Below are 24299 nucleotides of genomic sequence, written 5' to 3'. Positions count from 1 at the left end.
AAGCAATCAATCGCTCGGACGCGCCAGCCTTTTCAGCATCGGTACCAGCTCCCCGGCGGGCGCCGGCTCGAAGAATTGGGCGTCGGCGAGCTCCACTGCCTCGATGGCGCGTGGGGCCAGCTCCGAGCCTGCTTCAGTAACACGTAGCCGTTTGGACCTCGTGTCCGAGGGGTCGACTTCGCGCTCTATTAGGCCTTTCAGCTCCAGGGTTCGAAGGACCTGCGATGCCATCTTTACGTCGGTACCGGCCTGGCGGGCAACGGCGAGCTGATTGGGATGTTCGCCTTCTTTGTTGAGCCACCAGGTGCAGGCAAGAAGCACAAACTGCACGTGGGTGAGGCCGATCGGAGCCAAGGCCGCAGCTATCTCACGCTGCCAGCGAAGGGTGGTATGCCACAGCAGGAATCCGGGGCTCTCGCCCGGGCTGAGCGGCATCAGCGCTGCGCGAGTTCGACGAGCGAAGCCATGGTGTCCGGCCAATCGGCTGTAATGGCAGGCCCGATCTCGGGGCCAACCTGGTCGGCGCCGGCACCGGTGATCTCCATCTTGTAGACGACCCGGACTCGACCGCCGTCGAGCCTGTCCAAGCGGTGGGCCGTTCGGATCAGCAGCTCATCGAAGCGTGCTTCGTCGACGAACAGCTCGCCGTCCACCACCTCAGCGATGCGCAACTCGATGGGTTCATCCCCGGGTGGCGTCATAAGGATCTGCGAGCCCTCCGCGAAGGGACCATCGATTTCAACGCGTTCAATTTCGGCGTTCCAGGACCCCCAGTTCTCGACGTCGGCCCAGAGTCGCCAGAGGGCCTCTGGTGCCGCGGTGGTCTCAATGCTGTGCTCGTAGTCCCACATGATTGCCTCCCGAAATAGATGATCTACGCACAGACTATCTGTGCGTAGACCATCTTGTACAGTGGCAATGTCAGGGGGCTACTACTCGCAACCAATTCCGTCGTGGTCGTTGTCCAGGCCGTAAATGTCAGAACCAACCACCGTCACCGGACCTCGGACATAAGCAGGTCCGTTGCCTTTGCCGCCAGCACAGTCGACGTCGGACGCAATGGGTACGCAGGCGCCGGCGTAGTTCGGGTCGCAGCTACTTTGAACGAGAGGCGCAGGCTTGGCAGCGGCGGCAGCAGCCTGATCGGCGGCAGCTTGGTCTGCCGCTGCTTTGGCAGCGGCCGCTTGGTCGGCAGCGAGCTTGTCCGCGGCAGCCTTGTCAGCCGCTGCCTGGTCCGCTGCGGCTTTCGCGGCTGCGTCCGCTGCCGCCTTCTCTGCCGCGGCTTTTGCCGCAGCGTCTGCAGCGCGTTGATCAGAAAGCTTTCCTGCTGTTGCGGAGTCCAGCCAAGCGAGTTTTCCGGATTGATCAATCGTGCAGATGTACGTTTCGCCGCCCACAGATTGGATGTTCTTCTCAGCGGCGCAGGCTTTCCCGGCTATCTGGCTCGGCGTTGGAGTAGGCGTAGGCGAGGGAGAAGCTGACGTCGATTCCTTGGTGCTGCTCACGGATCCAGCAGCTCCCATGGATCCCGAACCGCAACCGGCCAGCAAAATCATTAGTGACCCGATGGCCGTGATTCCGAGTGCTTTACCGCGAAAACCCCATGACGATTTGCTGCCGAAAAGCGAGTGTTTTCCGGCGCGCGAAAGTTGTGTGTGCAATGTGTTGCCCCCTTAAAGTGCGCCCATGCGAAAGGCGCGTGGAGCGACAGTAACACCGGTCACACGGGCCCCAACAGGAGAAGTCTTCTATGACTTAGCACACCGGGTGGCGGACTGCTTCTAGCCGACCTCCTCGTTGTCTTCGCGGTAGTCGTCATCCTCTTCGAAGGAGGGTGCGAGGGCCTGCTCGACATAGTCTGCTTCCGCAGCCTCTGCTTCAGATGCGCCTGCGAGTCGTGAAAATGCTGACCCACCGGGAAGCACGTCTGTACGCTGCTCCAGGACGTCGGCCTCAGGGGCATCATCGGGTAGCGGTTTCGTTAGCTCGAACTCCTCAGAAGCCTCCGGGAGGACGGGCGTTTGCTGTTCAAGCGCATCGGCCTCCGGTACTTCACGCGGAGATTCCGGCTCTTGTCCGATGTTCATCATCTTCCTCCTAACCTGAGCCCAACAACCACGATTGGTCAGTTTGGGTTTCCTTCGGGTGTCGGCGCAGTTTCCGGAACACCAGTTCCAGTGGCCACACCAACACCCGAAGTGCCCCTGCCACCAGCAACAGAATCACAAAGAGCACTATGGCTGGCAGGCAAAAAATGAACACCGTGATTGCCGTTATGAGATAACCGACGATATAAGCCGTCATCACTCCGGTGTCCACCGTGAGCTCCCGAAGATTGAATTGCCAATAGGGGATCTTGCCCGGTGTACGCACCAGGCTACGGTCTAACGGGTTTCGGTGGGCCCGGTGCTGGGACTGGTGCCGGCCCCCGAAGAAGCGCCACGGGTGATGGGTATCTTGCGTGACTGTTTCTCCGATTGCTCCGGTATCGGAATGCGCACTTCGAGGATGCCATCCGTATAGGAGGCGTTGACGTCTTGTTCGGAGACCGCCGTCGGAAGTTTCACGGTTCGGGAAAAAGTGCCGTACCGGAATTCTGAGCGGTATCCCCTCTTATCCTTATGCTCGGACTTTTCCTCATGGCGGACCTGGATCTGCAGCTCGTCGCCGGACAGAGTGATATCGACGTCCTTTTCAGGATTGATGCCAGGAACTTCGGCTTTGACCACCATCGATCCGCCGTCCCGGTATTCCTCCACACGGAGCCAGGAGCCGGCCTCTCCTTCAAGGAACCGACGGACAGGATCGGCGATGTCACTGGCCGACCAACGAAGTAGATTGCTCATCGTGGTGCCTCCTGTTTGTTACCAGGCCCCGCGGACCGACCCCCGGGCGGGGCCTCGATCGGATCTACACAAATAAAATACGCCCAACATGCATCCTTGTTAAGACGCCTTTGGCCTTGCTGGAAGCTCCGTGCTTGGCCCGCGTTGAGGAGCCCGAAGTTATCCCTCTACGAGCGCAGCGGACGCTCCCGAGGCCTTCTCACTCTCGAAAACCGGACCTGCGGACGGTCGCTTCGCCAGGCGTTCCTCCCCGGGACCGTGCGGTCGGAGCTGTTTGAACACCCAAGGGAAGAAGTATGTCTTTGCCCACGCGAGGTCACCTGCCCGGGCCTGACGCCAACTGCTTTCCGGTAGTTCTTTGGGTTCCAGCGGTCGGAGGGTATGCGGCACATTTAGTGTGTCCAGCACAGCAATGGCCACGGTGTGATGACCCAATGGGGAGAGATGCAGCCTGTCCGGGTCCCACATTCTCGGGTCCCTGAGTTGTCGTAGGGCCCAAAGATCTGTGAGGAGTGCCCCGTGGCGGGCAGCAATAGCATGAACGTCCTCGTTGAAGATGGCCACTTTGCCACGATTGCGCCCCAGTAGCGGGGTGGATCCCCAGTCCGGTCCCGTGAACAAGACAATCTTCGCGCCTGTCTCAGCCAAGAGGCTCACGCCGCTCTCAAGTTTGCTGGCCAGCTTGTCCGGATCACTGCCATGGAACACCATGTCGTTCCCGCCTGCCGACAACGTGATCAGGTCCGGCTTCAGGGTAAGGGCCTGACCGATTTGCCGGTCCAGGATCTGCTGCATCAGCAAGCCGCGAACCGCCAGATTCGCATAGGCAAAATCCGGGCTGTCAGCTGCCAGTTCTTCGGCAACACGGTCAGCCCAGCCGCGCAGCCCTCCGACGCTTCCTGGTTCCGGATCCCCAATCCCTTCGGTAAAGGAATCCCCAAGCGCCACATACCTGCTCCACGGGTGCGGGCGGTCCTTGGTAGTCAGCCCAACATCCGGTGTGAGATCAACAAGGCCTTTGGGGGTACCCCGGCCACGCCACCTCATCGCCCTACCTCCTTGTAAGGAAAAAGGTTTCTTACAATGTGGATAACGGCAGTACCTGTCGTGATGTTCCCGGGAGTTCGAGCCGGCTAGAGGAACATTTCCTCCGCTACCACGGACGCTCCCGTCCCCAACCCGCGGACGGTCCATCCCGCACTCCGCCAAGCCTCGGCGTCAAGTACGTTCCGGGCGTCCAGCACCATCCGGCGTCGTACCAGTGAGCCCGCCAACGATGGCGAGAGGGACAAATATTCGTCCCATTCGGTCAACAGCAGCACCAGTTCGGCGCCCTCAAGGGCGCGCTTGGTGGAGGCTTCGAAGCGGATCTGCGGGTAGCGCATCCAGGCGTTGTTGATGGCTTTGGGATCGGTGATGGTTACGTGTGCGCCGGCAGAAGCGAGTTGCTGCGCGACGTCCAGGGCGGGGGAGTCGCGGATGTCGTCGGTGTCTGGTTTGAACGCTGCGCCGAGGATTGTCACCGTTCTGCCGGACAGGAAGCCCCGGCACATTTCCCTAGCCACATCCACGGCACGCGTGCGCTGGTCCAGGTTTATGGTGTCCACCAAGGCCATCCATCGATCCACGGACGGGACGGAAAGCTCGCGCGATTGGGCACGGAACGAACGGATGTCCTTGGGCAGGCAACCCCCGCCGAATCCCAGCCCGGCATGCAGGTACCGGTTTCCGATGCGCGGGTCCAAGCCCATCGCTTCGCTGAGCTCGCCCACGTCGGCACCCGAAGCATCGCAGAGCTCTGCCATCGCGTTGATAAAGCTGACCTTCGTGGCCAGGAACGCGTTCGACGCCGACTTGATCAGCTCCGCCGTGGCAAAGTTGCAGACCAAACGGGGGATCCCGGCGCTGATCAGCGGCTCGTACACGGCATCCAGAACGGCTGTCACCGGAGCGCCGGCTGCGGCACCCTTGCCGCCAGGAACCCCGTAAACCAGTCGATCAGGAACCAAGGAATCCTTGACGGCTGTGCCCTGACGCAGGAACTCGGGGTTCCAGCCGAGCAGGACGTCCGAGCGTCGGGCCAGGATCGCCCGAAGCGTCTCCACAGTGCCTACCGGCACCGTTGATTTACCCACGACGGCGGCACTCTTGGCCAAGTGGGGGAGGAGGCTCTTCGTGGCGCTCATCAGGTAGGAGAGATCGGCCGTGTCAGAGGTCTTGGACTGTGGCGTGCCCACGCAGAGGAAATGGACTTTGGCGTCGGCCGCCGCTGAGAAGTCTGTGGTGAACTTCAGCCGGCCCGTGGTGCGTCCATCGCTGAGAAGTTCGTCCAGGCCGGGCTCGTGGAAGGGAGCCAGCGCCTTGTTGAGCTGCTCAACCTTGTGGGAATCGACGTCGATGCCCACCACGGTGTGGCCCATGGACGCGAGCGTTGCGGCGTGGACGGCGCCGAGGTAGCCGCAGCCGATCACGGAGATCTTCATGAGGAGGGTCCCTTGCTTGAGGTCAGTTCAGTGGGGTCGGCTTCGCTGGGAATGCCGGCGATGACTTCGTTGTAATGCCGTACCAGGTCGGCGCTGAGCACGGGCCACGTCCGTCCCTGGACCGACGCGGTTGCTGCCGCTGCGAACGCGCGGCGCTTGGCGTCGTCGCCCATCAGGTCCTGCACGTAGTCGCGCAGTTGGGTGAGGTTCCCCGGCTCGTACAGCCAGCCTGTGCGGGAGTTTTCCACGAGGTCGAGGGGGCCGCCGCGGCCCGTCGCAACCACAGGAACGCCCGACGCCATGGCTTCCTGGATGGTCTGGCAGAAGGTCTCGAACTCGCCGGGATGAACAAAGAGATCGAAGCCTGCCACAGCCTGCGCCAACGAATCCCCGCCGAGGAAGCCAGCAAAGTGCGCGTTAGGGAGGGCCGCCTCCAAGGCTGGACGCTGCGGACCGTCACCAACAATCACCAGCTTCGTATCCGGCAGGTCCGCCAGCACGGCGAGGTCCTCCACCTGCTTCTCCACGGCGAGCCGGCCGACGTAACCGATGATCCGGTGACCGTCCGGCGCTACCGAGCTGCGCCACGCCGTCGAACGTTTCGCGGGGTTGAAGCGTGCGGTATCCACGCCGCGGCGCCACATATCCACGCGCAGGATGCCGCGTCCGCGCAACTGGTTCAGCGCGAACGAGGACGGCACAAGGGTTCGGGTGGCAAGAAGATGGATGTTGTCCACGCGGTTCCACGCCCAGTTCTCCAGGAACGGCACGCCATAGCGGGCGGCGTAGCTGGGGACCTCGGTTTGATAGATCGCAACCGTCGGGATCCCGAGTTGATCGGCAGCCTGCACAGCCCGCCAGCCCAGGACGAACGGGGAGGCGAGATGAACGACGTCGGGGGCGAAATCGGCAAGGATTCGCTTGACCCGATTCACACCACCCAAAGCAACCCGCACATTCGTGTAACCGGCCAGCGGCACTGAGGGAAGCCTGTGCACATACGCACCCTTGACGACGCTCGAAACATCGGTGTCCGACGTCGACGGCGCGATCACCATGACCTCATCGCCGCGCTCCTGCAGATGCTCCAGCACCCGCAGTATCGAATGGGTTACCCCATTCATCAGTGGCAGGAATGATTCGGCGACGATTGCGATCCTCACGGTTTCAACGGTGGTCGGAGCGGTTGGCCTTGCGGGTTCGAACGGGTGGCCTGTGGAGGAAGAGTTGGTTAACAGGAGTCTTCATCGCTGTTGGAAGGCCGCGTAGACTTCCCGCATGGGCGCGCTGGGGCGTCACGACTTTTGGGGGTAAAAATGGGTGCTGTTGGGGATTATTCGCGTGCGCTTTGGGGAGTGGGCGTTCGACGGCGGCGCCTCGTATCGGTGCGGGCTGTCGCCGTCGGACTGGCGTTGGCTCTTTTGGTGGGAACCGTTGGTTCTTTGACAACGACGACCTCCCCGGCTGTGGCCGATGCGGTGACCAACGTTGTTCCTGTGGGGGACCAGCCTGGGAAAATTGCCGTGAACCCTTTGACGAACCAGGCGTATGTTGCCACGTTTGAGGGCGTATCCGTCATCAATGGCGTTTCTGGCGGGGGCGACTTGTATTCAGGTGACATGCCTGTGGACGTTGCTGTGAACACGGCGACAAACAAGATCTACGTCAGCGAGATTGGTGGATCCGTTGCCGTGGTTGACGGTGTGACCCGCGCCGTAACGTCCGTGCCGGTGGGCTCCGGGGCCGGTGTCGTTGCTGTCAACGAAACGAACAACAAGATTTACGTCGGTATCGCTTCCGGCGTTGCCGTCATCGATGGTGTTACGAACGCAGTTACCAGTGTTCCGCTATCCGGGGGTGCGCAGGACATCGTGGTCAACCCTGTCACCAACAAGGTTTACGTGAACTCCAGCGGAACCATCAGGGTCATCAACGCTGCTGGCAGCGTTACCGGCGACATCATCATCGGCGCTGGGGGCATTCGCGCCCTCGCAGTCAATCAGGCAACCAACAAGATCTACTACACCACGCTTGGCAGGTACGGTGCCGGCGTGAGTGTGATTGACGGCGCGACCGATAAAACCACGGGAAAGTACGAGTCTTCCAGCAAGGTGGGGATGTTGGCTGTCAACCCTGCCACCAACAGGATTTACGTGGCGGCGGACAGCAACTCAACGGATGGGTACGTCAAAGTCCTTGATGGGGCGACCCTCACTGAGATGGCGCAGATCATCACACCCTCGCTTGTCCGTGACATCGTGGTGAATCAAGCGAGCAACAAGGTCTACGTTCCTATGTCCGGCCGGGGAACCACCATCATTGATGGCGCCGACAACAGCAGTTCCGCTGTGTACACCGGGCAGGAGCCGGTTTCGGCGGCCGTGAACCCCTCCACCGGCAAAACGTACGTGGCCAACAATGGCAGCGACTCCGTGTCGGTGATCGATGGAACGGTGCCGGCACCTGTTAAGAACGACTTCAACGGCGATGGTTTTGCCGACGTTTTGGCTAGGGAAGCTTCCGGCGTGCTGTGGCTTTACCCGGGCAACGGCTCGGGTGGCTGGTTGCCTCGCCTCCAGGTCGGGCAGGGATGGAACGTCATGACCGCACTGCTTGCTCCCGGCGACTTCAACGGCGACGGCCGCGCTGATGTGCTCGCCCGCGATGGCGGCGGATTGCTCTGGCTGTATCCGGGTAACGGTTCCGCAGGCTGGAAACCGCGGGTGCAGGTGGGCAGTGGTTGGGAGGGCATGAGCGCGATCGAAGGGATTGACTTCCACGGCGACGGGTTCGTAGACGTTGCAGCCCCCGATCGTGGTGGTGCCCTTTGGGTATACCGGGGAGATGGCAGCGGTGGCTGGTTGCCCAGGATGTGGGTTGGTTCAGGGTGGTCCGACATGTCCGAGATCACCGGGGTCGGCGACTTCAACGGCGACGGCCTGTCGGATATCGCTGCCCGCGACGGTGCCGGAGCCTTGTGGCTCTACCCGCCGAACGGCTACGGCAGCTGGCAGCCTCGCCAGGCAATCGGGCAAGGCTGGAACACCATGAACTCTCTTGTTGGCCCCGGCGACTTCGACGGTGATGGCCGGGCCGATATCTTGGCGCGAAATGCCGCTGGGGAGCTTTGGCTGTACTCGGGGCAAGGCGGATCCTGGTGGCCAACGGCTTCGCGCGTCGGTACTGGGTGGAATGGGATGACGGCGATTCTGTGAGTTTCCTGACAGCCATGTAGACTCCGCTCATCGACGCGGCAGTCGCGTCTCATTTCTTGGGGGTCTCATGAACTCTGTCGCGTCTGGTTCGTCTGTGTCCGGGTTGAAGAAAACGGGCCGAAAGCGCTCGACGGCGGCCCTCGCAGTTGTGGGGGCACTGGCCGTTTCGTTGTTGGTTGGCTCGCCGGCAGTTGCTGATTCCACATCGTTCGATATTGCGGTCGGCACGGCCCCGCATGACATTGCCGTCGCCGGCAATGGGGATGTCTACGTTGCCACCGACAGCGGGGTGTCCGTCATCGATGCGGACACGAGAAAAGCAACCACAGTAGATGTAGGTGGCATTGCTCAAGGTGTTGCGACCCAGGGAAGCGGCCGTGCCTATGTGAGTGTTGCGGGGAAAGCAGGTGCCAACGGATCCGTGGTCATCGTCGATGGGGCCACAGTGGTGGGACGGGTCAAAACCGGCCCCGATCCTCGCGCTGTGGCCGTCAACGAGGTCACTTGGAAGGTCTACGTTGCTTACAGCAATGGGATCACCGTCATTGACCCCTGGGCGGGTCACTCAGCAGTGGACATCCCGTACTACAACTCAACTCCGCGAAGGATGGTCATCGACGCGTCGAGAAACAAGGTCTTTGTCCCTATTGGCGGCGTTCTCACAGTCATCGATGGACAAACGAATGACAAGACCGTCTATGTCTTCGGTGCAGGCAACGCCGTCGATCATGCTGTGAACACCCGAACCAACGAGGTTTACCGGACGCTCGCGGGAAGCTTCATCGACAGCCCGCAGAGCCAAGTGGGACTTGTTGACGAGTCCAATCACGCAAGCAACCTGTATCAGGCCAACGAAACGTTTGGGAAGGTGGCCGTCGACTCGTGGACTGGCACCGTTTATGTCGAATCGTTGGGTGCTACGGGCAACTCGTCGGTGGTGCTGGTCAACCCAGCAACGAGGAGCAAGATCGCCCAGATCAGCCTTCCCAGCCAGCCCACATCGTTAGCAGTGGACTCCACCCGCCACAGAACCTACGCAACGTTGAGCAGGGGCGGGGTTTCCGTCATCGATTCTTCCAACACGTCGGTTGTCGTCCGAACTGGAGCCCAGCCCGTGGCCGTGGCCGTCCACGAATACACGGGTACTACGTACGTAGCTAACAGCGGCAGCGCTTCGGTGACTGTCATTCAGCCGGCAGATCCACAACCGGTAAAGAATGACTTCAATGGCGATCGAAACGCCGACGTTTTGGCCCGCGACGGTTCCGGAGCGCTCTGGCTCTATCCCGGTGACGGCGCGGCCGGATGGCTGGATCGGCGGCAGGTCGGTCAGGGGTGGAACATCATGACGGCCCTTCTCGCCCCGGGTGATTTCAATGGGGACGGGAAGTCGGACATTCTTGCCCGCGATAACACCGGCGTGCTGTGGCTGTATGGCGGGAATGGCGCGGCTGGTTGGCTGCCGAGGGTTCAAGCTGGACAGGGATGGAACGGCATGACTTCCATTACGGGCGTCGGCGATTTTAGCGGAGACGGCTATCCCGACGTAGCAGCCCGAGACAGCAGTGGTGTCCTTTGGCTGTATCCCGGAAATGGCAAGGGAGGGTGGCTGACCCGGGTGCAGATTGGATCAGGATGGTCTGGAATGACAGACATTCTTGGAGTAGGGGACTTCAACACTGACGGTGCGTCAGATGTAGCCGCACGCGATGCAAGTGGTCGTCTGTGGCTCTATCCAGGGAACGGCGCTGGCGGCTGGCTGCCCCAAGTGCAGTACGGCCAAGGCTGGAATGGCATGACTGCCGTGTTTGGTCCAGGCGACTTCAGCGGTGACCGCAAACCCGATGTGATGGCTCGCGACTCGTCCGGTGCCTTGTGGCTTTTCTCTGGTAGTGGTGGGGCGAAGTGGCCCATCGGCAGCGTCATCGGCCAGGGCTGGAATGGGATGACGGCGATCCTCTGAGAAAAGGATGAGGCCCTCCCCAATGTGAGGGCCTCAACCTTCTCTTTGCTCAATCAGTCCAGCGCTGGCGCCTTTTCAGCAGTGTGGAGGACGCCGCCGTCGTGAATTGCCCGCTGGTTCCTGCCGCCTGGATGCCGACGCTTCATCACGAAGTAGCACCCGATCACCACCAACACGAAGGGGATGCCGAAGATCAGGGTCATCCGGAAGCCTTCGATGAAGAGAGTGGTGATCAAAATAGCCACCATCATTACGGCGCCGATGGCCGATGCCAAGGGGTAGAAACGCAGCTTGTACTTGAGGGGTGTGCCGTGTCGCTTGGCGTGGCGCCGGAAAGCCAGGTGGGTCAGGAAGATCATGAGCCAGGTGGACATCGCCCCGAACATGGACAACGCCATCATGAAGGTAAAACCGGACTCGGGGTTCAGAGCGTAGACAACTGTCGCCACCGCAATGCCTCCGGAGCACAGCAGCAGGGCGTTGACGGGGGCGCCGTTCTTGCGCAGCTTGCCGAACACTGCAGGTGCCTGTCCGGCGCGGGACAGGCTGAACATCATGCGGGTGGAGATGTACAGCTGCGAGTTCATCGCCGAGAGAGCTGCGACGATCACGACGACGTTGATCAGCGAATCAGCGAACGGAATGCCGACAACCTGCATGACAGTCACGAATGGGCTGTCGCCGGTGAGGATCTGGCTGACAGGTGCAATTGCGAGAATCAAGGCGAGCGTCAGGATGTAGAACAAGAACAGCCGGAAGACCGTAACCTTGAAGGCCTTCTTGACGGACGTGGCCGGGTCCTTTGCTTCACCGGCAGCGACGGCAATCATCTCGATGGAGAGGTAACTGAAGATTGCCACCACCACGGCGAACCACATGCCGCTGACGCCGCTGGGGAAGAACCCTCCCTCGGCTGTGTAGTTGTGCGTGCCGTAACCGGGGTTGTTGCTGCCAAAGACCAGGATGCCGGCCACCAGGATAAAGCCGAGGATGGCGAAGACTTTGATGGTGGAGAACCAGTATTCAAGGGTGCCGAAGGCCTTCACGTTGAACATATTCACAGCGATGAGGGCCCCTGAGAACACCAGGATCCACAGGATCGGCGGGACTGAAGGGAACCACAATTTCATGTAGTCGCCGATGGCCGTGACCTCGGTGCCTACAGCCAGCACAATGCAGGACCAGTACAGGTACTTCGTGACGAACCCGGCCAAGGGGGAGATGTAGTGCTCGGCGAAGGCACCGAACGAGCCCGTGGTGCTGTGAGCCACGGTCATCTCCGCCAGGGCACCCATGAGCATAACGGCGACGAGGCCCGCAATGACGTAGCTCAGCAGAACGCTTGGCCCGGCGAAGGAGATCGCGAATTTGCTGCCGAGGAACAACCCTGTTCCGATGGCACCTCCAAGGGCGATCATAGTCAGCTGCGGGCCGGTGAGCTCACGCTTTAGACCTTTTTCACGCTCCGTGATTTGGTCAAAAGTGTCTGGCATCTTTGTCTCCTTCTGATGAGCGAGGGACGCATGTGTACGAACGGGTATGCGTGTTCCTGGCGGCTGGTGCTTCGCGGCGAGACTCCCAGGGCGCGGCCGGGGTGTGGCCCGATTCACAGGTTAGAATATTCGTCGGTTCAGCCGCATCAAGTCTGAATCATCGGCCAAAACTGACGGAAGAATTTATGATCAATTCAAAAATCATTCGTGATCGGAGAGAGCAACCGAATCGGCTTCGCTTGGATGAGGCGGACATCGTGATTCTGCGGGAGCTGTCACGCGACGCGCGAACGCCCAACAACTTATTGGCAAGCCGGGCTGGGCTTGCTCCGTCGACCTGCCTGAACCGGGTCCGGGCCCTCCAGGCGGCAGGGGTCATCAAGGGCTTTCATGCCGAGATTGATCTTGGGAGCTTGGGCTTGGACGTCCAGGCCATGATCTCCATCAACGTTCACGCCCAAGCGCGGAAGAACATGCTTGAACTGGCGAGGTCGCTCCGCGATCTGCCCGAGACGCTGAGTGTTTTTGTTCTCGGTGGAGAACACGATCTTCTTCTCCACGCGGCTTGTGCCTCCACGGCAGAACTGAGGGAGTTCGTCGCCACCCACCTGGGCAGTAATCAAGCCTTTGTCAGCACGCAGACCACTCTCGTCTTTGAGCGACTGCAGCCGGAACCAGGTCCCACGGGAGCCTAGAAGGGGTGCGAACTCCTGATGGGACCGGGCCCGCCTGATGAGGCAGGGTTCAGTGTGTGCCCGGACCGGTCTGTGCGTCCCGTTCCGTGCGGGCCTCTTTCAAATCCTTCCGCAGCCCTTTGTTGTCCGCCCGGAGCTCGCGATTGTGGTCGGCCAGGCCCCGGTTGTCCTCCGTCAGCCCCCGGTTTGCGGCTTCCAACTCCAGCACGAGCTTCACGCCGGCCAGGTTGAGCCCCTCGTCCAGGAGCGCGCCGATCCTGCGCAGCGTAGCAAGGTCCTGTTCGCTGTAGCGGCGAGTGCCGCCGTCGGTCCTTTCAGGAGTCAGCAGCCCTTTGCGCTCGTACTGCCGAATGTTCTGTTGCCCGGTGCCCACGAGTTCCGCCGCAACCGAGATGGCGTAGACACCCATGGCGTTCCGGTCGGCGCCGCCGCCCGAGCCTCCGTTAGGCACGGAGGGGGCAGGTCCGCCGTCGTGATCCAGCCGCCCGCTGTCAGCGTCACCAGCCATGCAAACCTCTCCAAAATCTTTGAAAAAACCTCTTGCACCACTCTCTCACCAGTGCTATAAAAAATCTATACCAGCCAACACAGATCTGGAAGGCTGGCAAAACAACAAAACCGCATCAAAATCTGAAGGAGTGAGAACCAAATGCTGATGCGCACAGACCCGTTCCGCGAATTCGACAGGCTCGCCCAACAGGTTTTTGGCACAACAGCACGGCCTGCCGGCATGCCGATGGATGCTTGGCAGGAGGAGGGGCAATTCATAGTTGCCTTCGATCTGCCGGGCGTCTCGCCTGATTCGGTGGAACTGGACGTTGAAAGCAACGTCCTGACGGTAAAGGCAGAACGTAAGTCGCCTGCGGGCGAGAACACCGAGATGATCGCCGCCGAACGCCCGCAAGGCGTCTTCAGCCGGCAGCTCATTCTGGGTGACACGCTGGATACCGAAGGCGTCCAGGCCAGCTACGACGCAGGTGTGCTGACACTCCGCATTCCCGTCGCCGAGAAGGCAAAGCCGCGGCGCATTGAGATCCAGTCCAACAGCCAACGGCAGGAGATCAACGCCTAGCCACAGCTGCTCCGCTGGAGCTCCACCCGGGGGTGGCCACCCAGCGGAGCGTCAGACCGGGAGCTTCAGACCGACCACATCGGAATAGTTGGGCGCAGGCTTCGCGCCACGCCACAGCACTTGTTGTGCAGATGAAACGTGGTCCCCGACGTTGCCTCCCGATTGATGGCCCCCGGCCCATGCCGGGGGCCATCGCCAAATCCTCAGCACTTCACCGGAACCGGCCGTGAGCAACAACCAACCCGACTACTACTCGATTTTGAACGTGGCTCCCAGCGCGACAGCCCGTGAAATCACCCATGCCTACCGCTCATTGCTGCGGACGCGTCACCCGGACACCCGCGAAAAGGTCGACGACGGCGACTCCACCCGGGCGGCCGACCTCCAGGAGCTGCACGCGATCATGCAGGCGTACGTGGTGCTCTCGGATCCGGCGAAGCGGAGCGCCTATGACAGCGCCCGACGAACCGGTACCTCAACGGGCGGCTCCCCAGGGAAGCCGGTCAAAGTTCGCATCCATAAGTCGCCCGCATCTCCCGCGGGCAGCCAAAAGGATCAACAGCCCCTCGTCTTCGGCCCGGTCCGCTGGGAACCGCTGCCGAGGACTACCCCCGGATACCCCTCGCCCAAAGTCAGAAGGAGATACATATGAGTGCCTGGCGCTCGTACGACAGCCATTTGATGCCCGCGTTCTACGAGCGATTCGAGAATCGCTGGGGAAAGGGAACCGCGCCGTTCCTGGACCCGGAGGTGCACGAGCAGCCAATGCCGCGTGCTCAATGGATCAACGTGGATACCGGTGCGGCCGTGGCAGTGGTCCCTATTTGGACGGAAGATCCCGAGCATAGGTCTTTCGGTGTCTTCTATCTCCCGCCCGCCGGCGACATTTGGATCCTCCGTCCAGGACCAACCACCTTCGTCGAACCCGGAAAGGGCAGCACCACCGAGCAGGTCTCGCTGCGTAACGACGCCTTCAAGAAGGCGGTCAAGCACGCCAAGGAATTCATCTACGGGCCGCAGCCTTAGGGTTCATACCTTTTGGGGGGTCGGTCCGGCCCGAAGTCCCAAGTCAGGATTCCCGCAGCACATCCGGGAGCTCATCCACGTAGACGGTCTGGGGCGGCTCGAAGTAGATCACCAGCACCTTCTCGCCCACAGGAAAGACGCTGGTCTTGTCGAACGGGTAGGCAAAAAACGCGCTGGTACCGCCATGGAAGGGGAGCATGACTTCGCCAATGGTGCCCGGCGCGATTGTCCCCGTCACCCTGCCGATCTTGCCGGTGAGGCTCCGATTTACCTCTCTATGCATCTGATGCCGCGTCTGACGCCTTTGCCGGCGGAGACTTCACAGGAGCGGGTCGGGTGGTCGGTCGACCAGCTCCGTTCCCCTTCAACGCGGAGGCCAAGGACGGCAGGAAGCTGCCAACCTGGGACAGAATCCCGCCCACCATGCTGTTCAGTCCATCGCCACCGTTGAGCACCGTCAGCTGCCCGATGCGCGAGAAAGGCTCTGCCGCGGCCGAAACGATGGCGGGCATGTTCTCGGCGATTTGCTGGTTGATGACAGCTTCTTGATTTGTCTCCAGCGCTTCGCCCCGGGCCTTGATACCTTCGGCCTCAGCCAACGCCTTAGCCTTAACTGCCGATGCTGCCGCATTTCCTCGGGCGGTCGTCGCAGCTGCTTCGGCTTCACCTGTCACGCGGGTTGCACCGGCCATTGCTGCAGCTGCTCCCGCATTCGCTTGGGCCTCGAGTTCAACACGGCGTGCATTGGCCTGGGCGTCCAGTTCGATGCGTTTCGCCAGGGCCTCGGCGGCACTGATGTCAGCAGCCTTCTTCGCTTCGGCCTCGGTGCGTTGGGCGTAGGCCTTGGCATCGGCAGGCTTGCGGATGGTGGTCTGCAGTTTCTGCTCTTCGCGGTCGGCCTCAAGCTTTGCAACTTCGGTTTCCTGGACCACCACTTGTTGACGGGCAGTGGCATCGGCCAACGGTCCGGCCTGCGCAGCGTTGGCTCGGGCCTGTTCAGCATTCGCCTGCGCGGCAGATTGCTTGATGGCGGACAGGCTTTGGGCATCGGCAATCAGTGCAGCAGCTTCCGCTTCCTTCTCAGCCGCCTCACGGTTGCGGGTGGCTTCGGCGATCCGGGCCTCCATCTTGACCTGGGCAATGTGCGGTTTAGCGAGGTTCTGGATGTAGCCCGTGGGGTCTTGTAGGTCCTTGATCTGCAGGGAGTCCACTACGAGGCCAAGCTTCTCCATCTCCACGCCACTGGCACTGCGGACGAGTGAGGCGAGCTTGTCGCGCTCGCGAATGATTTCCTCAACAGTCATGCTGCCGATGATCGAGCGGAGATGCCCTTCAAACACGTTGTAGACCTGGCTCTCCATCTTTGGCTGCTGTCCAAGGAACCTCCGCGCAGCGTTCGCGATGAACGGGGGAGCGTCGCCGATCTTGTAGATCACCACGCCGTCCACAATCACCTGGATACCCTGCGACGTCACACACGAGACCTTGAGTTCTGTTTCATTCAGCGTCAGCGCAAGGGTCCGGACTGTTTGCAGCCCGGGAACCACCAAGGCGCCCTTGCCTGTGACGATCTTGAAGTCCATGCCGTCGGTATTTTCCAGCGTGCCGCGGGTCAGCCCTGAGATGATCAGGGCCTCGTTCGGTTCCGCCACTTTCCACATTGCCTTGGTCGCCAGCCACACGAAACCGATGACAACAATCACGCCAAGAATGCCAGCTATCAAGGGGAAAAATGCCGAGAGGTCGTTCATGTGACCTTGTCCCTTCAGACGATGTGAACCGGCCTCATCCGTTGACCCCCATAGGCCATGTGCCTGTTCGTGTACACAGTCTCGTTGGGCGGCAGCAGGGAAGTCCAGCACTTTTGTGCGTCATTTGTGCCACGACGTCCAAGCAGGCTGAGGGGTCTGCCCGCCTAACCCAGCCACCCGCCGTCGAGCATTAACAAAGAAGGCTGGTGCAACCTTTGGAGAGAATCCGTAGGTGGCTGCACCAGCTGCTAGTACGACTTTCTGTTATTAGTTGTGACACCTGTTCATTGGCCGCTCCTAGTTCCCGGCTTCTATTATTTCCGGGCCTTTTTGTCGTCTGTGAAGTACTGGGCGAACATCCAGCCGGCGGCGATCATCAGGATGCCCAGCACCATGTAAGACCAGTTGTCCACGCTATTCAGGGAAAGGAAGTTTGCTGCCGAGTCGACTCCAACGCTCAGCCCGTAGATGCTCAGCACGATATATAGGGCGCCGAAGCCCATCAGGAAGTTACGTGCGCCATGCGCGGTGCGGGACATCGCCCACCCTGCCGCGCCGATGGCCAGCTGTACGAGGTTCAGCAGCATGGAGACCTGGAACACGCCAAAGAGCATCGCGTGCGAGTCCGGACCGAAGAACTGCAGCTCCGAGTACTGCATGGTGATGCCCGGAATGAACCCCAGGACGCCAACCAGCGCAAGGACGGCACCCACACCCAAGCCAACAACCTGGATGTCTTGCCGTCCGAAGTGGACACCGCGTGCATGTGAAGCAGAGGTACTCATTCGCTCCTCCAGTCACCCCTTGCGAACATCTCCTATTTTACGGCCGGTTCGGGCAAAAAGCGCTGGAATTGGCGGTATTACAGGGCGCCTGCCGGGGGAGTGCCGCCTACCGTGGCACGATAGGACACGATGAAACTGCGCGCTGATCAAACCGGAAACCGTGGCCTCCCGATGCCCCTTTGGCTACAGGGTGGTTTGGAAGCGGCACAGGCAGCCTTCATTTCAGCCATCGTTGTTATCCTTCCGCTGGTTGGGGTGTGGGCCACCGACGGATTCCAGAACCGGAACGTAGACTTCCTGGCGCGCCTCGCCGGCCAAGCGTGGCTACTGATCCACGGTGTCCCGCTGACCTTGGCACAGGTCAACATTGGAACCGCCGGCCAGCCTGGAACCGGTCTTCTTTCGCTGATTCCCCTGGGTCTGACGCTCATTCCGTTCCTGCTTGCCTGGCGGGCGGGACGACGACTTGCACGCGCTTCCTACACGGACCAGTTGTGGCAGGCGTTCCTGGGCGCCTGCGTTGTATACGCCGCGTTCGGCACAGCCACGGGATTCGTGTGCCGCACCCCGGAAGTAGTCATCAATCTGTGGTTCGCCATGACCATCCCTCTGATCTCTTTCGCACTCGGCCTGGTGGTCGGCGCCCGACGCGAGGCCGGCTCCTGGAGCAGGCTCATCGGGGTGGACGCCGTCGCATGGATCGCCAAGACAAGCCAGCACTCACGGTGGGCGGGATCGTATGTGGGCTCAGCTTTGAAGGCCGGGTTCGTTGCCACCATGGCGGCAGTTTGCCTCGCCGCAGTGCTGTTGGCCGTGGACATCGTGTGGCACTGGACGGACATCATCGCTGTATACGAAGGGCTCCAAGCCGGTGCCTTGGGCGGCGCCGTCCTCACGATCGCGCAGCTCGGATTCCTTCCCAACCTCGTGGTCTTTGCTCTGGCGTGGTCCTCCGGGGCTGGCTTCTCGCTCGGTGTCGGCTCGCATGCAGGGCCGCTGGGCACCGCCGTCGGGCCTTTGCCTGCCGTCCCGGTTTTCGGTGGGCTTCCGTCGGGACAACTCGACGCCGGGCCGATGGCTCTTGCCCTCCCCGTGGTTGCCGGGATCATGGCAGGCTGGTGGTTCCTCCGCGAAGGCGAGAATCACTTTGACGAATGGCTCTCCATCAAAATCAAGGCCCGCTGGTTCACAGCGGCGGCCTCGACGTTGTTCCTGGGTGCGTTCATTGGAGCTGTTGCCGGGGTCTTGAGCGGTGCCTTGGCATGGGTCGCGCGTGGTTCAGCCGGTATCGGCCGACTCACGGAAATCGGACCTCACCCGCTTTGGACGGCAGTCTGGCTGGCCGCCGAGGTGGGCATCGGCGTCGTGATCGGCTACGCAGTGGGGCCCTGGCTGGAACGCCGCCAGAAGCTGCGCGAGGCGAACCTGGACGAGGTAGCGTTCGACGACGAACACGCCTGAGCCTGGGCGGCTCGGCTTTTCGTTCGGCTGGCTCGCTTTAGCGGACCGGGCCCGGCATGGAGTCTTCAAGCTGCGTGAGGCACTGTGTCTTGGCCGATTCCGTCAGGGCGGAGCGAGCGCAGTCCTGATACGTGGTGACTTGTTTGAAGAAGAGCACCGACGTCAGAATCAGCAGGCACATGACCGCCGAGACCACGAGTCCGGAAATGGTGCCAAACAACACCAACCGGGGATGCTTGTACTTCACCGACCGGACCAGGACCACAATCCCCAACACCAAACCAGCAACGGTCAGGATGGCGCTCAACCACACGTAGTTCACGTTCAGGGAGAACACGAAAAACGATCCCAAGGCCGACAAAAGGAAAGCGCGGAACAGGATCTGTGTCACGCCGAATGCGGACTTTTCCGCGGCAGTGCGGGGTTGCTGGCTCGGCCGGGGACCGACGTCGGGATTCATGTTTTCCAGCCTACGCGAGCCGCCCATAAGCTAGTGCAATGCGCATTGTTGTCCTCGTGTCCGGTACTGGTTCCAATCTTCAGGCTGTCATCGACGCCGTGAAGTCGGGTGAACTGGACGTCGAGATCGCTGCTGTGGGTGCGGACCGGCCCGATACATACGGCGTGGAGCGCTCCGACGAAGCCGGCATTGAGACCTTCGTGGTGAACTTCAACTCGTTCGAAACCCGCGACGAATGGGATGCCGCCCTCCGCGACAAGGTGCTTTCCTATAACCCGGATGTGGTGGTGTCCTCCGGCTTCATGAGGATCGTGAGCGCCGACTTCATCGACGCTTTCGGCGGCAAGTACGTTAATACGCACCCCGCGCTTCTGCCGTCCTTCCCGGGAGCTCACGGTGTCCGGGACGCCATGGCCTACGGCGTGAAGGTTACTGGCTGCACGGTCCATTGGGCCGACGCCGGCGTGGACACCGGCCCCATCATTGCCCAGGAAGCCGTGTCCGTTCTCCCAGACGACTCCGAGGAAACCCTTCACGAGCGCATCAAGGTAGTGGAGCGCCGCCTGCTGGTCCAGACCCTCGCAGACCTCGCGGCCTCCCTTCCCAACTAGGTCGCATTTAAGCGCGTTTTGAGCCCTCTAAACGCGCAGTGCTGCTACTTAGATTCCGTCCGACGGGCTCTGCCTGTGGATAACGCAGCACGCCCCTAGGGAAGTTTGTCAGCATGGGGCATGAAGACTCCGCGACCCCTTCCCGAATCACTCGCTTCGTTACCTTTCACCTGGCAGGAAGCCGTTGCAGCCGGAGTATCCCGACGGCGGCTGAGTCACCGAAGCCTAATCTCTCCGAGCCGGGCGATTCGGGTGCCTCAGTCGGATGCTCCGCGCGCAATTGCTGAAACAGTTCGTCCGGTGACCCTTGTTACGCCGTTCTCGGCTGCATCCCACGCGACCGCCTTTTTGTTGTGGGGGTTTCCGGGCTTCTTGCCAGGCAGCAACGACCCAAGAATCCACATCGCGCGCCCTCACACCATGGCAATTCCTCGTCGCCGAGGCGTAATTGGCCATCGGGGCCAGTTCTTTGAAGACGAAATCACGACGCTCAACGGCCTGTACATCACCAGCAGAGCCCGCACATGGTTGGACTGCACGCGGAAGATGGACATCGACGAGATCACGGTAGTGGCGGATCACTTGCTGCGCATTCCAAGACCGGATTTCGAGGGCCGCCGCGCGCCTTACTGCACGGTGGATGACCTGGAAGAAATGTTGGATCGCCACTGGGGAACACCAGGGATCCGCAAAGCCCGTCTTGCACTGGAACAGGCGTGCGTCGGCGCCGACTCGGCCCCCGAAACACGGCTTCGGCTGGCACTGGACCGGGCGGGGCTCCCGACTGCGGAAATCAACGTGACCACGGAGTTGAGTCCCGGCGTCGTGCGTCAATCGGATGTGACCTATCGTGAGTGGCGGGTGGCGGTGGAATACGAAGGGGAGGGCCATTCGGAGGCCGATCAGATTGTGAGGGACATTGCCCGCGAGGAAGATTTCAGCCGCGCTGGGTGGATACTTATCCGGATCTCTAAGCGTCACATGTCCCCGGGGGCGACTACCGCGGTGGCCAAGGTGAGGCGGGCGCTCGAGCAGCGCGGTTGGTCACCCAACTAGGTCGCAGTTGTGCGCGTTTAGGGGGCTCAAAACGCGCTTAAGTGCGACCTAGTTGGGAAAGAAGGGGCACTTACTCGAGGATGCGCTGCTTCGTCTCGGGGGCGAAGAACGCCATCCACAGAACCGAGAGCAGGACCAGCCCGCCGGCCATCGCAAAGGACTGAGCCAAACCGAATTCGGGCCAAAAGAACGATGCGAACACCAAAGGCCCGAAGCCTGCGCCAATGCGGGAGAACGTCGATGCCCAGCCGAAGCCCGAGCCACGAAGCTCAGTGGGATACAGCTCGGACACATAGGCGTAGAGGACCGGGATGGCCACTTGGACCACGAAGCCAAACACCAACAGCCAGAACACGGCGGCTTGCGGCACGTCCACTACAAACGCGACGATCACCAACGTCAGCGCGGAAAGCGGACCGGTGACGGCGAGGATCCACTTACGGCCCACCCGCTCCACCAGCAGCGCGGCGGCTACCACGCCCAAAAGCCCGACGGCAGCCATCCCGGCTGTGGTGACGAAGGCTTTGTACTCCTCGAAGCCGGCGCCAATGAGGATCCGGGGCATCCATGTCAGGGACAGGTAGTAGACCAACAGGATGCTGAAGAACAGGGCCCAAGCCGCAGTGGTGATTTTCCAATTGAACGTCCAGATCCTCCGCAGCTGTTCCCACGCGCTGCCGGGGGAGAGCCTGGGGGCGGCTTGAGGTTCCGGCAGGCTGTAGGCCCGGGGTGAGGCGCCCGTTGCCTCCACCAAACCATCAATCACCGCCGCTGCCTCCTGCCGGCGGCCGGACCGAATCAGGAACAACGGAGACTCCGGAACACTGCGCCGGACCCAGAAAACGAGGAGTGCAGGCAGCACCATAATCAGCATCGTGAGCCGCCAGTCGCCGAAGGCAGCAACAAGTCCCGCCGAGATGAACCCGCAAAGCGCCGCGCCCACGGGCCACCAGCCATCCATCGCAGTCAGGACTCTGCCCCGCTGCTTGCGCGGCGTGAACTCACCCACCAGCGCATAGTCCACCGGGATGCAGCCGCCCAGACCGAACCCGGCCATGAAGCGGAAGATGCAGAACCATACGATGTCCGGAGCGAAGGCGCCGAGCACGGTGAAGATGCTGAAGATCAGGAGGGTTGCCGTGAACGCCTTCTTGCGCCCGATCGTGTCGGCGATGGTTCCCCACGCGAACGCGCCTACGGCCATGCCGATCAGGTTGGCCGTGCCGATCCACGCAGCGTCAGCCGGCTGAAGGGACCAATGCTTGGACAGCAGCGGAATGAGGATGCCGTTGAGCGTCACGTCCCACGCATCGAACATGAACCCCAGGCCACCGATCACGAAGATCCTGCCTTGGACCTTCCACCGCCACGGCAGTTCCTGCACAACTTGTTCGCCGCTGGGCACGGCTGTGTATGTATTCATCTGCCCTCCTGCATGCAACTTTATGCGCTTGGGCGAACACCGCCATGCGCTCGGGCCAACACCGTCGTTCGGGTTACTTCTGGTTTTCGATCGCCCTCCGCAGGAAACCGCCGGCGTCTTCCAGAGCTCTCTTGGCCTGAGCTGGTTCGATGCCGGTCAGCAGCACCAGGATGGCCGCTTTTACGGAGCCGTTGACCGAGTCCAATGCGGCTTCGGCTTGATGCGCGTCCACCCCGGTCGCGTGCTGAACTGTCCTTTGCGAGCGGGCCAGGAGTTTTTCGTTGGTCGCGCGCAGGTCAACCATCAGGTTTCCGTACGTCTTACCGAGCTTCACCATCACCAGCGTGCTGATCATGTTGAGGACTAGTTTCTGCGCAGTTCCCGAATTCAGTCGCGTGGAGCCCGCAATGAACTCCGGACCCACCACAACCTCGATGGCCACATCCGCGAGATGGCTGACGGCCGAGCCCTTATTACACGCCAGCGACGCCGTGAACGCGCCCTTCTTTCGGGCCTCTTCCAACGCGCCAATCACGTAAGGCGTTCGACCGGACGCAGTAATACCCACGACGGCGTCCGCTTCCGTCACGTTAATATCGTGCAGGTCGCGCGCGCCTGCGGTCGCGTTATCCTCGGCGTACTCCACGGGCTTCTGGATTGCCTGGACGCCACCTGCGATAAGTCCGACGACGAGTCCCGGCGGGGTTCCGAACGTCGGCGGGCACTCACTTGCGTCCAGGACCCCCAGTCGCCCGGCCGTTCCAGCCCCCACATAAAGAAGGCGACCCCCACGCTGGAGTCGCTCCGCCACGGCGTCGACTGTTTGCACAATCGCAGGGCTCGCCGCCTCAACTGCAGTGTGTACTCCTGCAGTGTGGGCAAGCATGGCAGCGACGAGTTCCTCCGTGCCCATGATGTCCAGCTCGCTCAGGTTCTCCGCCGCAGCTTCGGTCTCCAGCCCGGCGAGTTCCGTGCGCAGACCCGCGAGCCTGTCCGCGTCAGTCTGTCCAGTTTGTTCCGTCACGGTGGATGTACCTTTCCTGGATGAGCCCGCGGCGCGTCGCAGCGAGAGCAGCACCGTCCAAGCCATCGCCCAGCGGGGCCACCACCTCAATCCCAGCCGAAGCAAGGGACTTCCGCAAGAGCTCCGCGAAGAACCCGGAGCTGACCACTCCGCCCAGCAACGCCACACGGTGTGAGCTGGCCTCGTCACCACCGGACGCGAGCTTCACGGTATGGGTCAGGATGCGGCAGGCCTCGTCCACAATGACATTCGCGACGGCGTCACCCGCCTCCGCTGCGTGCAGAACCAGCGGCGCGAACCGGGCCATTGCCCTGTACGGGTTTTCGACGGACGCGAGCCAGCCCGGGAGCTTTTCCGGGGAGTCAACCAGAGCCCCTGCCGCAGCCGAAAGCGAGGTGGGAGGGCCGCCGTCGTGCGCTTCCAAAACGGCCTGGAGCCCCCGCTGACCGATCCAACGCCCGCTGCCACGATCCCCAAGATAAGGTCCCCAGCCGTCGGCACGATGAAGGATTCCGGCTTCGTCGAACCGGAAGGCAACTGCGCCTGTGCCCACGATCAGTGTGGTGCCCGGTGCGCCTTGGAGGGCACCGAGTTGGGCTGCCGTGGCGTCCGAGAGGACAGCTGCCGGGACGCCGAAGCGTTGGGACAACATGATGGCGAGTTCACGGGACTTCTCGGCAGAAGCTTCGACGCCGGCCACAGCTGCGCCGATCCCCGTCAACGTGCTCACAGGCAGGCCGGGCGGGAGCATCGAGACCGTCTCAAGGAGGAGCTCGAAAGCGATGGTGGGCCCGTTGTCGGTGTGCACTCCGGGAAACCCGTGCTGGTCCGCTGCGCCCAGTAACTCCGTGCCCCTACGCAGTTCCACCCGGCAACGGCTCTTCCCTACATCGGCGGCGAGAACGACATCGGTGGCTTCCATGGCTCAACCCTAT

27 protein-coding genes are annotated in these 24299 nt (G+C 61.7%); 9 read left to right on the top strand and 18 right to left on the bottom strand.

Translation table 11 applies throughout. The annotated features are described in order from the left end of the window. Positions 1 to 6: 6 nt before the first annotated feature. The 9 genes from ACFX4T_RS10170 to ACFX4T_RS10130 all read right to left on the bottom strand — a co-directional run bounded on the left by ACFX4T_RS10170 (position 7) and on the right by ACFX4T_RS10130 (position 6492). Entirely contained in the window at positions 7 to 435 is a 429-nt protein-coding gene (locus tag ACFX4T_RS10170) for a MarR family winged helix-turn-helix transcriptional regulator (RefSeq protein WP_377651687.1), read from the bottom strand. Continuing rightward, entirely contained in the window at positions 435 to 851 is a 417-nt protein-coding gene (locus ACFX4T_RS10165) for an SRPBCC family protein (RefSeq protein ID WP_377651686.1), read from the bottom strand. The genes ACFX4T_RS10170 and ACFX4T_RS10165 overlap by 1 nt, the downstream gene beginning before the upstream one ends. Positions 852 to 932: 81 nt before the next feature. Continuing rightward, positions 933 to 1505 carry a hypothetical protein gene (locus ACFX4T_RS10160; protein WP_377651685.1) on the bottom strand — a complete coding sequence of 191 codons (573 nt, stop codon included), beginning with the start codon at positions 1503 to 1505 and terminating at the stop codon, positions 933 to 935. A 276-nt stretch (positions 1506 to 1781) separates the two neighbouring features. Beyond that, entirely contained in the window at positions 1782 to 2090 is a 309-nt protein-coding gene (locus tag ACFX4T_RS10155) for a hypothetical protein (RefSeq protein WP_377651684.1), read from the bottom strand. Between the two features lie 7 nt (positions 2091 to 2097). Next, positions 2098 to 2373 (bottom strand): hypothetical protein, encoded by a 276-nt coding sequence (locus tag ACFX4T_RS10150; RefSeq protein WP_377651683.1) that lies wholly within the window; start codon positions 2371 to 2373, stop codon positions 2098 to 2100. A gap of 11 nt (positions 2374 to 2384) precedes the next feature. Beyond that, positions 2385 to 2846: an Hsp20/alpha crystallin family protein gene (locus tag ACFX4T_RS10145; protein WP_377651682.1), complete on the bottom strand. Its 462-nt coding sequence runs from the start codon at positions 2844 to 2846 to the stop codon at positions 2385 to 2387. A gap of 159 nt (positions 2847 to 3005) precedes the next feature. Next, positions 3006 to 3893, bottom strand: coding sequence for an SGNH/GDSL hydrolase family protein (locus ACFX4T_RS10140; RefSeq protein WP_377651681.1), 888 nt, complete (start codon positions 3891 to 3893; stop codon positions 3006 to 3008). An 86-nt stretch (positions 3894 to 3979) separates the two neighbouring features. After that, the gene (locus ACFX4T_RS10135) at positions 3980 to 5329 is read right to left on the bottom strand and encodes a UDP-glucose dehydrogenase family protein (protein ID WP_377651680.1); all 1350 of its coding nucleotides are present in this window, start codon (positions 5327 to 5329) and stop codon (positions 3980 to 3982) included. Continuing rightward, positions 5326 to 6492, bottom strand: coding sequence for a glycosyltransferase family 4 protein (locus tag ACFX4T_RS10130; RefSeq protein ID WP_377651679.1), 1167 nt, complete (start codon positions 6490 to 6492; stop codon positions 5326 to 5328). The genes ACFX4T_RS10135 and ACFX4T_RS10130 overlap by 4 nt, the downstream gene beginning before the upstream one ends. 153 nt (positions 6493 to 6645) lie before the next feature. On the opposite strand from ACFX4T_RS10130, the gene ACFX4T_RS10125 reads away from it, so the two are divergent. Together ACFX4T_RS10125 and ACFX4T_RS10120 are read left to right on the top strand one after the other, a co-directional pair. Next, positions 6646 to 8544, top strand: a complete 1899-nt coding sequence (locus ACFX4T_RS10125) for an FG-GAP-like repeat-containing protein (protein WP_377651678.1) — start codon at positions 6646 to 6648, stop codon at positions 8542 to 8544. 67 nt (positions 8545 to 8611) lie between these two features. Beyond that, entirely contained in the window at positions 8612 to 10507 is a 1896-nt protein-coding gene (locus ACFX4T_RS10120) for an FG-GAP-like repeat-containing protein (protein WP_377651676.1), read from the top strand. A gap of 53 nt (positions 10508 to 10560) precedes the next feature. Here ACFX4T_RS10120 and ACFX4T_RS10115 read toward each other — a convergent pair whose 3' ends face one another. Next, on the bottom strand, positions 10561 to 12000 hold the full coding sequence (locus ACFX4T_RS10115; RefSeq protein WP_377651675.1) for an amino acid permease: 1440 nt from the start codon (positions 11998 to 12000) through the stop codon (positions 10561 to 10563). Between the two features lie 185 nt (positions 12001 to 12185). Here ACFX4T_RS10115 and ACFX4T_RS10110 point away from each other — a divergent pair, with 185 nt between their 5' ends. Further along, the gene (locus ACFX4T_RS10110; protein WP_377651674.1) at positions 12186 to 12695 is read left to right on the top strand and encodes an Lrp/AsnC family transcriptional regulator; all 510 of its coding nucleotides are present in this window, start codon (positions 12186 to 12188) and stop codon (positions 12693 to 12695) included. Between the two features lie 49 nt (positions 12696 to 12744). On the opposite strand, the gene ACFX4T_RS10105 is transcribed toward ACFX4T_RS10110, so the two are convergent. Further along, positions 12745 to 13203: a MerR family transcriptional regulator gene (locus tag ACFX4T_RS10105; protein WP_377651672.1), complete on the bottom strand. Its 459-nt coding sequence runs from the start codon at positions 13201 to 13203 to the stop codon at positions 12745 to 12747. Positions 13204 to 13344: 141 nt separating this feature from the next. On the opposite strand from ACFX4T_RS10105, the gene ACFX4T_RS10100 reads away from it, so the two are divergent. The 3 genes from ACFX4T_RS10100 to ACFX4T_RS10090 all read left to right on the top strand — a co-directional run bounded on the left by ACFX4T_RS10100 (position 13345) and on the right by ACFX4T_RS10090 (position 14793). Beyond that, complete coding sequence (locus tag ACFX4T_RS10100) at positions 13345 to 13767, top strand: Hsp20/alpha crystallin family protein (RefSeq protein WP_223948302.1); 423 nt, start codon at positions 13345 to 13347, stop codon at positions 13765 to 13767. A 226-nt stretch (positions 13768 to 13993) separates the two neighbouring features. Next, the gene (locus tag ACFX4T_RS10095; RefSeq protein WP_377651670.1) at positions 13994 to 14419 is read left to right on the top strand and encodes a J domain-containing protein; all 426 of its coding nucleotides are present in this window, start codon (positions 13994 to 13996) and stop codon (positions 14417 to 14419) included. Further along, the gene (locus ACFX4T_RS10090; protein WP_377651669.1) at positions 14416 to 14793 is read left to right on the top strand and encodes a hypothetical protein; all 378 of its coding nucleotides are present in this window, start codon (positions 14416 to 14418) and stop codon (positions 14791 to 14793) included. The genes ACFX4T_RS10095 and ACFX4T_RS10090 overlap by 4 nt, the downstream gene beginning before the upstream one ends. A gap of 43 nt (positions 14794 to 14836) precedes the next feature. Here ACFX4T_RS10090 and ACFX4T_RS10085 read toward each other — a convergent pair whose 3' ends face one another. The 3 genes from ACFX4T_RS10085 to ACFX4T_RS10075 form a co-directional block, all read right to left on the bottom strand. Further along, positions 14837 to 15076, bottom strand: a complete 240-nt coding sequence (locus ACFX4T_RS10085; RefSeq protein ID WP_216924834.1) for a hypothetical protein — start codon at positions 15074 to 15076, stop codon at positions 14837 to 14839. Beyond that, complete coding sequence (locus ACFX4T_RS10080; protein WP_377651668.1) at positions 15069 to 16544, bottom strand: flotillin family protein; 1476 nt, start codon at positions 16542 to 16544, stop codon at positions 15069 to 15071. Before ACFX4T_RS10080 ends, ACFX4T_RS10085 begins: the two co-directional genes overlap by 8 nt. A 314-nt stretch (positions 16545 to 16858) precedes the next feature. Then, entirely contained in the window at positions 16859 to 17329 is a 471-nt protein-coding gene (locus ACFX4T_RS10075) for a DUF4383 domain-containing protein (RefSeq protein ID WP_377651666.1), read from the bottom strand. A gap of 129 nt (positions 17330 to 17458) precedes the next feature. On the opposite strand from ACFX4T_RS10075, the gene ACFX4T_RS10070 reads away from it, so the two are divergent. Next, positions 17459 to 18790, top strand: a complete 1332-nt coding sequence (locus ACFX4T_RS10070; protein WP_377651664.1) for a DUF6350 family protein — start codon at positions 17459 to 17461, stop codon at positions 18788 to 18790. A gap of 37 nt (positions 18791 to 18827) precedes the next feature. Here the strand turns inward: ACFX4T_RS10070 and ACFX4T_RS10065 are convergent, their stop codons facing one another. After that, positions 18828 to 19277: a hypothetical protein gene (locus ACFX4T_RS10065; RefSeq protein WP_377651663.1), complete on the bottom strand. Its 450-nt coding sequence runs from the start codon at positions 19275 to 19277 to the stop codon at positions 18828 to 18830. 11 nt (positions 19278 to 19288) lie between these two features. Here ACFX4T_RS10065 and purN point away from each other — a divergent pair, with 11 nt between their 5' ends. Beyond that, entirely contained in the window at positions 19289 to 19861 is a 573-nt protein-coding gene (purN, locus tag ACFX4T_RS10060; RefSeq protein WP_216924839.1) for a phosphoribosylglycinamide formyltransferase, read from the top strand. Positions 19862 to 20281: 420 nt separating this feature from the next. Then, the gene (locus ACFX4T_RS10055) at positions 20282 to 20917 is read left to right on the top strand and encodes a hypothetical protein (protein WP_377651662.1); all 636 of its coding nucleotides are present in this window, start codon (positions 20282 to 20284) and stop codon (positions 20915 to 20917) included. Between the two features lie 70 nt (positions 20918 to 20987). Here ACFX4T_RS10055 and ACFX4T_RS10050 read toward each other — a convergent pair whose 3' ends face one another. The 3 genes from ACFX4T_RS10050 to ACFX4T_RS10040 all read right to left on the bottom strand — a co-directional run bounded on the left by ACFX4T_RS10050 (position 20988) and on the right by ACFX4T_RS10040 (position 24286). Beyond that, the gene (locus tag ACFX4T_RS10050) at positions 20988 to 22340 is read right to left on the bottom strand and encodes an MFS transporter (RefSeq protein WP_377651661.1); all 1353 of its coding nucleotides are present in this window, start codon (positions 22338 to 22340) and stop codon (positions 20988 to 20990) included. Between the two features lie 73 nt (positions 22341 to 22413). After that, on the bottom strand, positions 22414 to 23364 hold the full coding sequence (murQ, locus tag ACFX4T_RS10045; protein ID WP_377651660.1) for an N-acetylmuramic acid 6-phosphate etherase: 951 nt from the start codon (positions 23362 to 23364) through the stop codon (positions 22414 to 22416). Continuing rightward, positions 23339 to 24286 (bottom strand): N-acetylglucosamine kinase, encoded by a 948-nt coding sequence (locus ACFX4T_RS10040; RefSeq protein ID WP_377651659.1) that lies wholly within the window; start codon positions 24284 to 24286, stop codon positions 23339 to 23341. The genes murQ and ACFX4T_RS10040 overlap by 26 nt, the downstream gene beginning before the upstream one ends. Between the last annotated feature and the right edge of the window lie 13 nt (positions 24287 to 24299).

The sequence above is a fragment of the Paenarthrobacter sp. YIM B13468 genome (assembly GCF_042788025.1).
In the GTDB taxonomy this organism is placed as follows: domain Bacteria; phylum Actinomycetota; class Actinomycetes; order Actinomycetales; family Micrococcaceae; genus Arthrobacter; species Arthrobacter aromaticivorans.
This window is presented reverse-complemented; position numbering and strand designations above follow the sequence as displayed.

Excerpts from the sequence above, each read along its gene's own strand:
- ACFX4T_RS10165 (WP_377651686.1), bottom strand. The coding sequence starts at position 851 with ATGTGGGACTACGAGCACAGCATTGAGACCACCGCGGCACCAGAGGCC.
- ACFX4T_RS10140 (WP_377651681.1), bottom strand. The coding sequence starts at position 3,893 with ATGAGGTGGCGTGGCCGGGGTACCCCCAAAGGCCTTGTTGATCTCACA.
- ACFX4T_RS10135 (WP_377651680.1), bottom strand. The coding sequence starts at position 5,329 with ATGAAGATCTCCGTGATCGGCTGCGGCTACCTCGGCGCCGTCCACGCC.
- ACFX4T_RS10120 (WP_377651676.1), top strand. The coding sequence starts at position 8,612 with ATGAACTCTGTCGCGTCTGGTTCGTCTGTGTCCGGGTTGAAGAAAACG.
- ACFX4T_RS10115 (WP_377651675.1), bottom strand. The coding sequence starts at position 12,000 with ATGCCAGACACTTTTGACCAAATCACGGAGCGTGAAAAAGGTCTAAAG.
- ACFX4T_RS10040 (WP_377651659.1), bottom strand. The coding sequence starts at position 24,286 with ATGGAAGCCACCGATGTCGTTCTCGCCGCCGATGTAGGGAAGAGCCGT.
- ACFX4T_RS10105 (WP_377651672.1), bottom strand. The coding sequence starts at position 13,203 with ATGGCTGGTGACGCTGACAGCGGGCGGCTGGATCACGACGGCGGACCT.
- ACFX4T_RS10080 (WP_377651668.1), bottom strand. The coding sequence starts at position 16,544 with ATGAACGACCTCTCGGCATTTTTCCCCTTGATAGCTGGCATTCTTGGC.
- ACFX4T_RS10110 (WP_377651674.1), top strand. The coding sequence starts at position 12,186 with ATGATCAATTCAAAAATCATTCGTGATCGGAGAGAGCAACCGAATCGG.
- ACFX4T_RS10055 (WP_377651662.1), top strand. The coding sequence starts at position 20,282 with ATGGCAATTCCTCGTCGCCGAGGCGTAATTGGCCATCGGGGCCAGTTC.
- ACFX4T_RS10145 (WP_377651682.1), bottom strand. The coding sequence starts at position 2,846 with ATGAGCAATCTACTTCGTTGGTCGGCCAGTGACATCGCCGATCCTGTC.
- ACFX4T_RS10070 (WP_377651664.1), top strand. The coding sequence starts at position 17,459 with ATGAAACTGCGCGCTGATCAAACCGGAAACCGTGGCCTCCCGATGCCC.
- purN (WP_216924839.1), top strand. The coding sequence starts at position 19,289 with ATGCGCATTGTTGTCCTCGTGTCCGGTACTGGTTCCAATCTTCAGGCT.
- ACFX4T_RS10100 (WP_223948302.1), top strand. The coding sequence starts at position 13,345 with ATGCTGATGCGCACAGACCCGTTCCGCGAATTCGACAGGCTCGCCCAA.
- ACFX4T_RS10085 (WP_216924834.1), bottom strand. The coding sequence starts at position 15,076 with ATGCATAGAGAGGTAAATCGGAGCCTCACCGGCAAGATCGGCAGGGTG.
- ACFX4T_RS10170 (WP_377651687.1), bottom strand. The coding sequence starts at position 435 with ATGCCGCTCAGCCCGGGCGAGAGCCCCGGATTCCTGCTGTGGCATACC.
- ACFX4T_RS10155 (WP_377651684.1), bottom strand. The coding sequence starts at position 2,090 with ATGATGAACATCGGACAAGAGCCGGAATCTCCGCGTGAAGTACCGGAG.
- ACFX4T_RS10090 (WP_377651669.1), top strand. The coding sequence starts at position 14,416 with ATGAGTGCCTGGCGCTCGTACGACAGCCATTTGATGCCCGCGTTCTAC.
- ACFX4T_RS10125 (WP_377651678.1), top strand. The coding sequence starts at position 6,646 with ATGGGTGCTGTTGGGGATTATTCGCGTGCGCTTTGGGGAGTGGGCGTT.
- ACFX4T_RS10065 (WP_377651663.1), bottom strand. The coding sequence starts at position 19,277 with ATGGGCGGCTCGCGTAGGCTGGAAAACATGAATCCCGACGTCGGTCCC.
- ACFX4T_RS10075 (WP_377651666.1), bottom strand. The coding sequence starts at position 17,329 with ATGAGTACCTCTGCTTCACATGCACGCGGTGTCCACTTCGGACGGCAA.
- ACFX4T_RS10050 (WP_377651661.1), bottom strand. The coding sequence starts at position 22,340 with ATGAATACATACACAGCCGTGCCCAGCGGCGAACAAGTTGTGCAGGAA.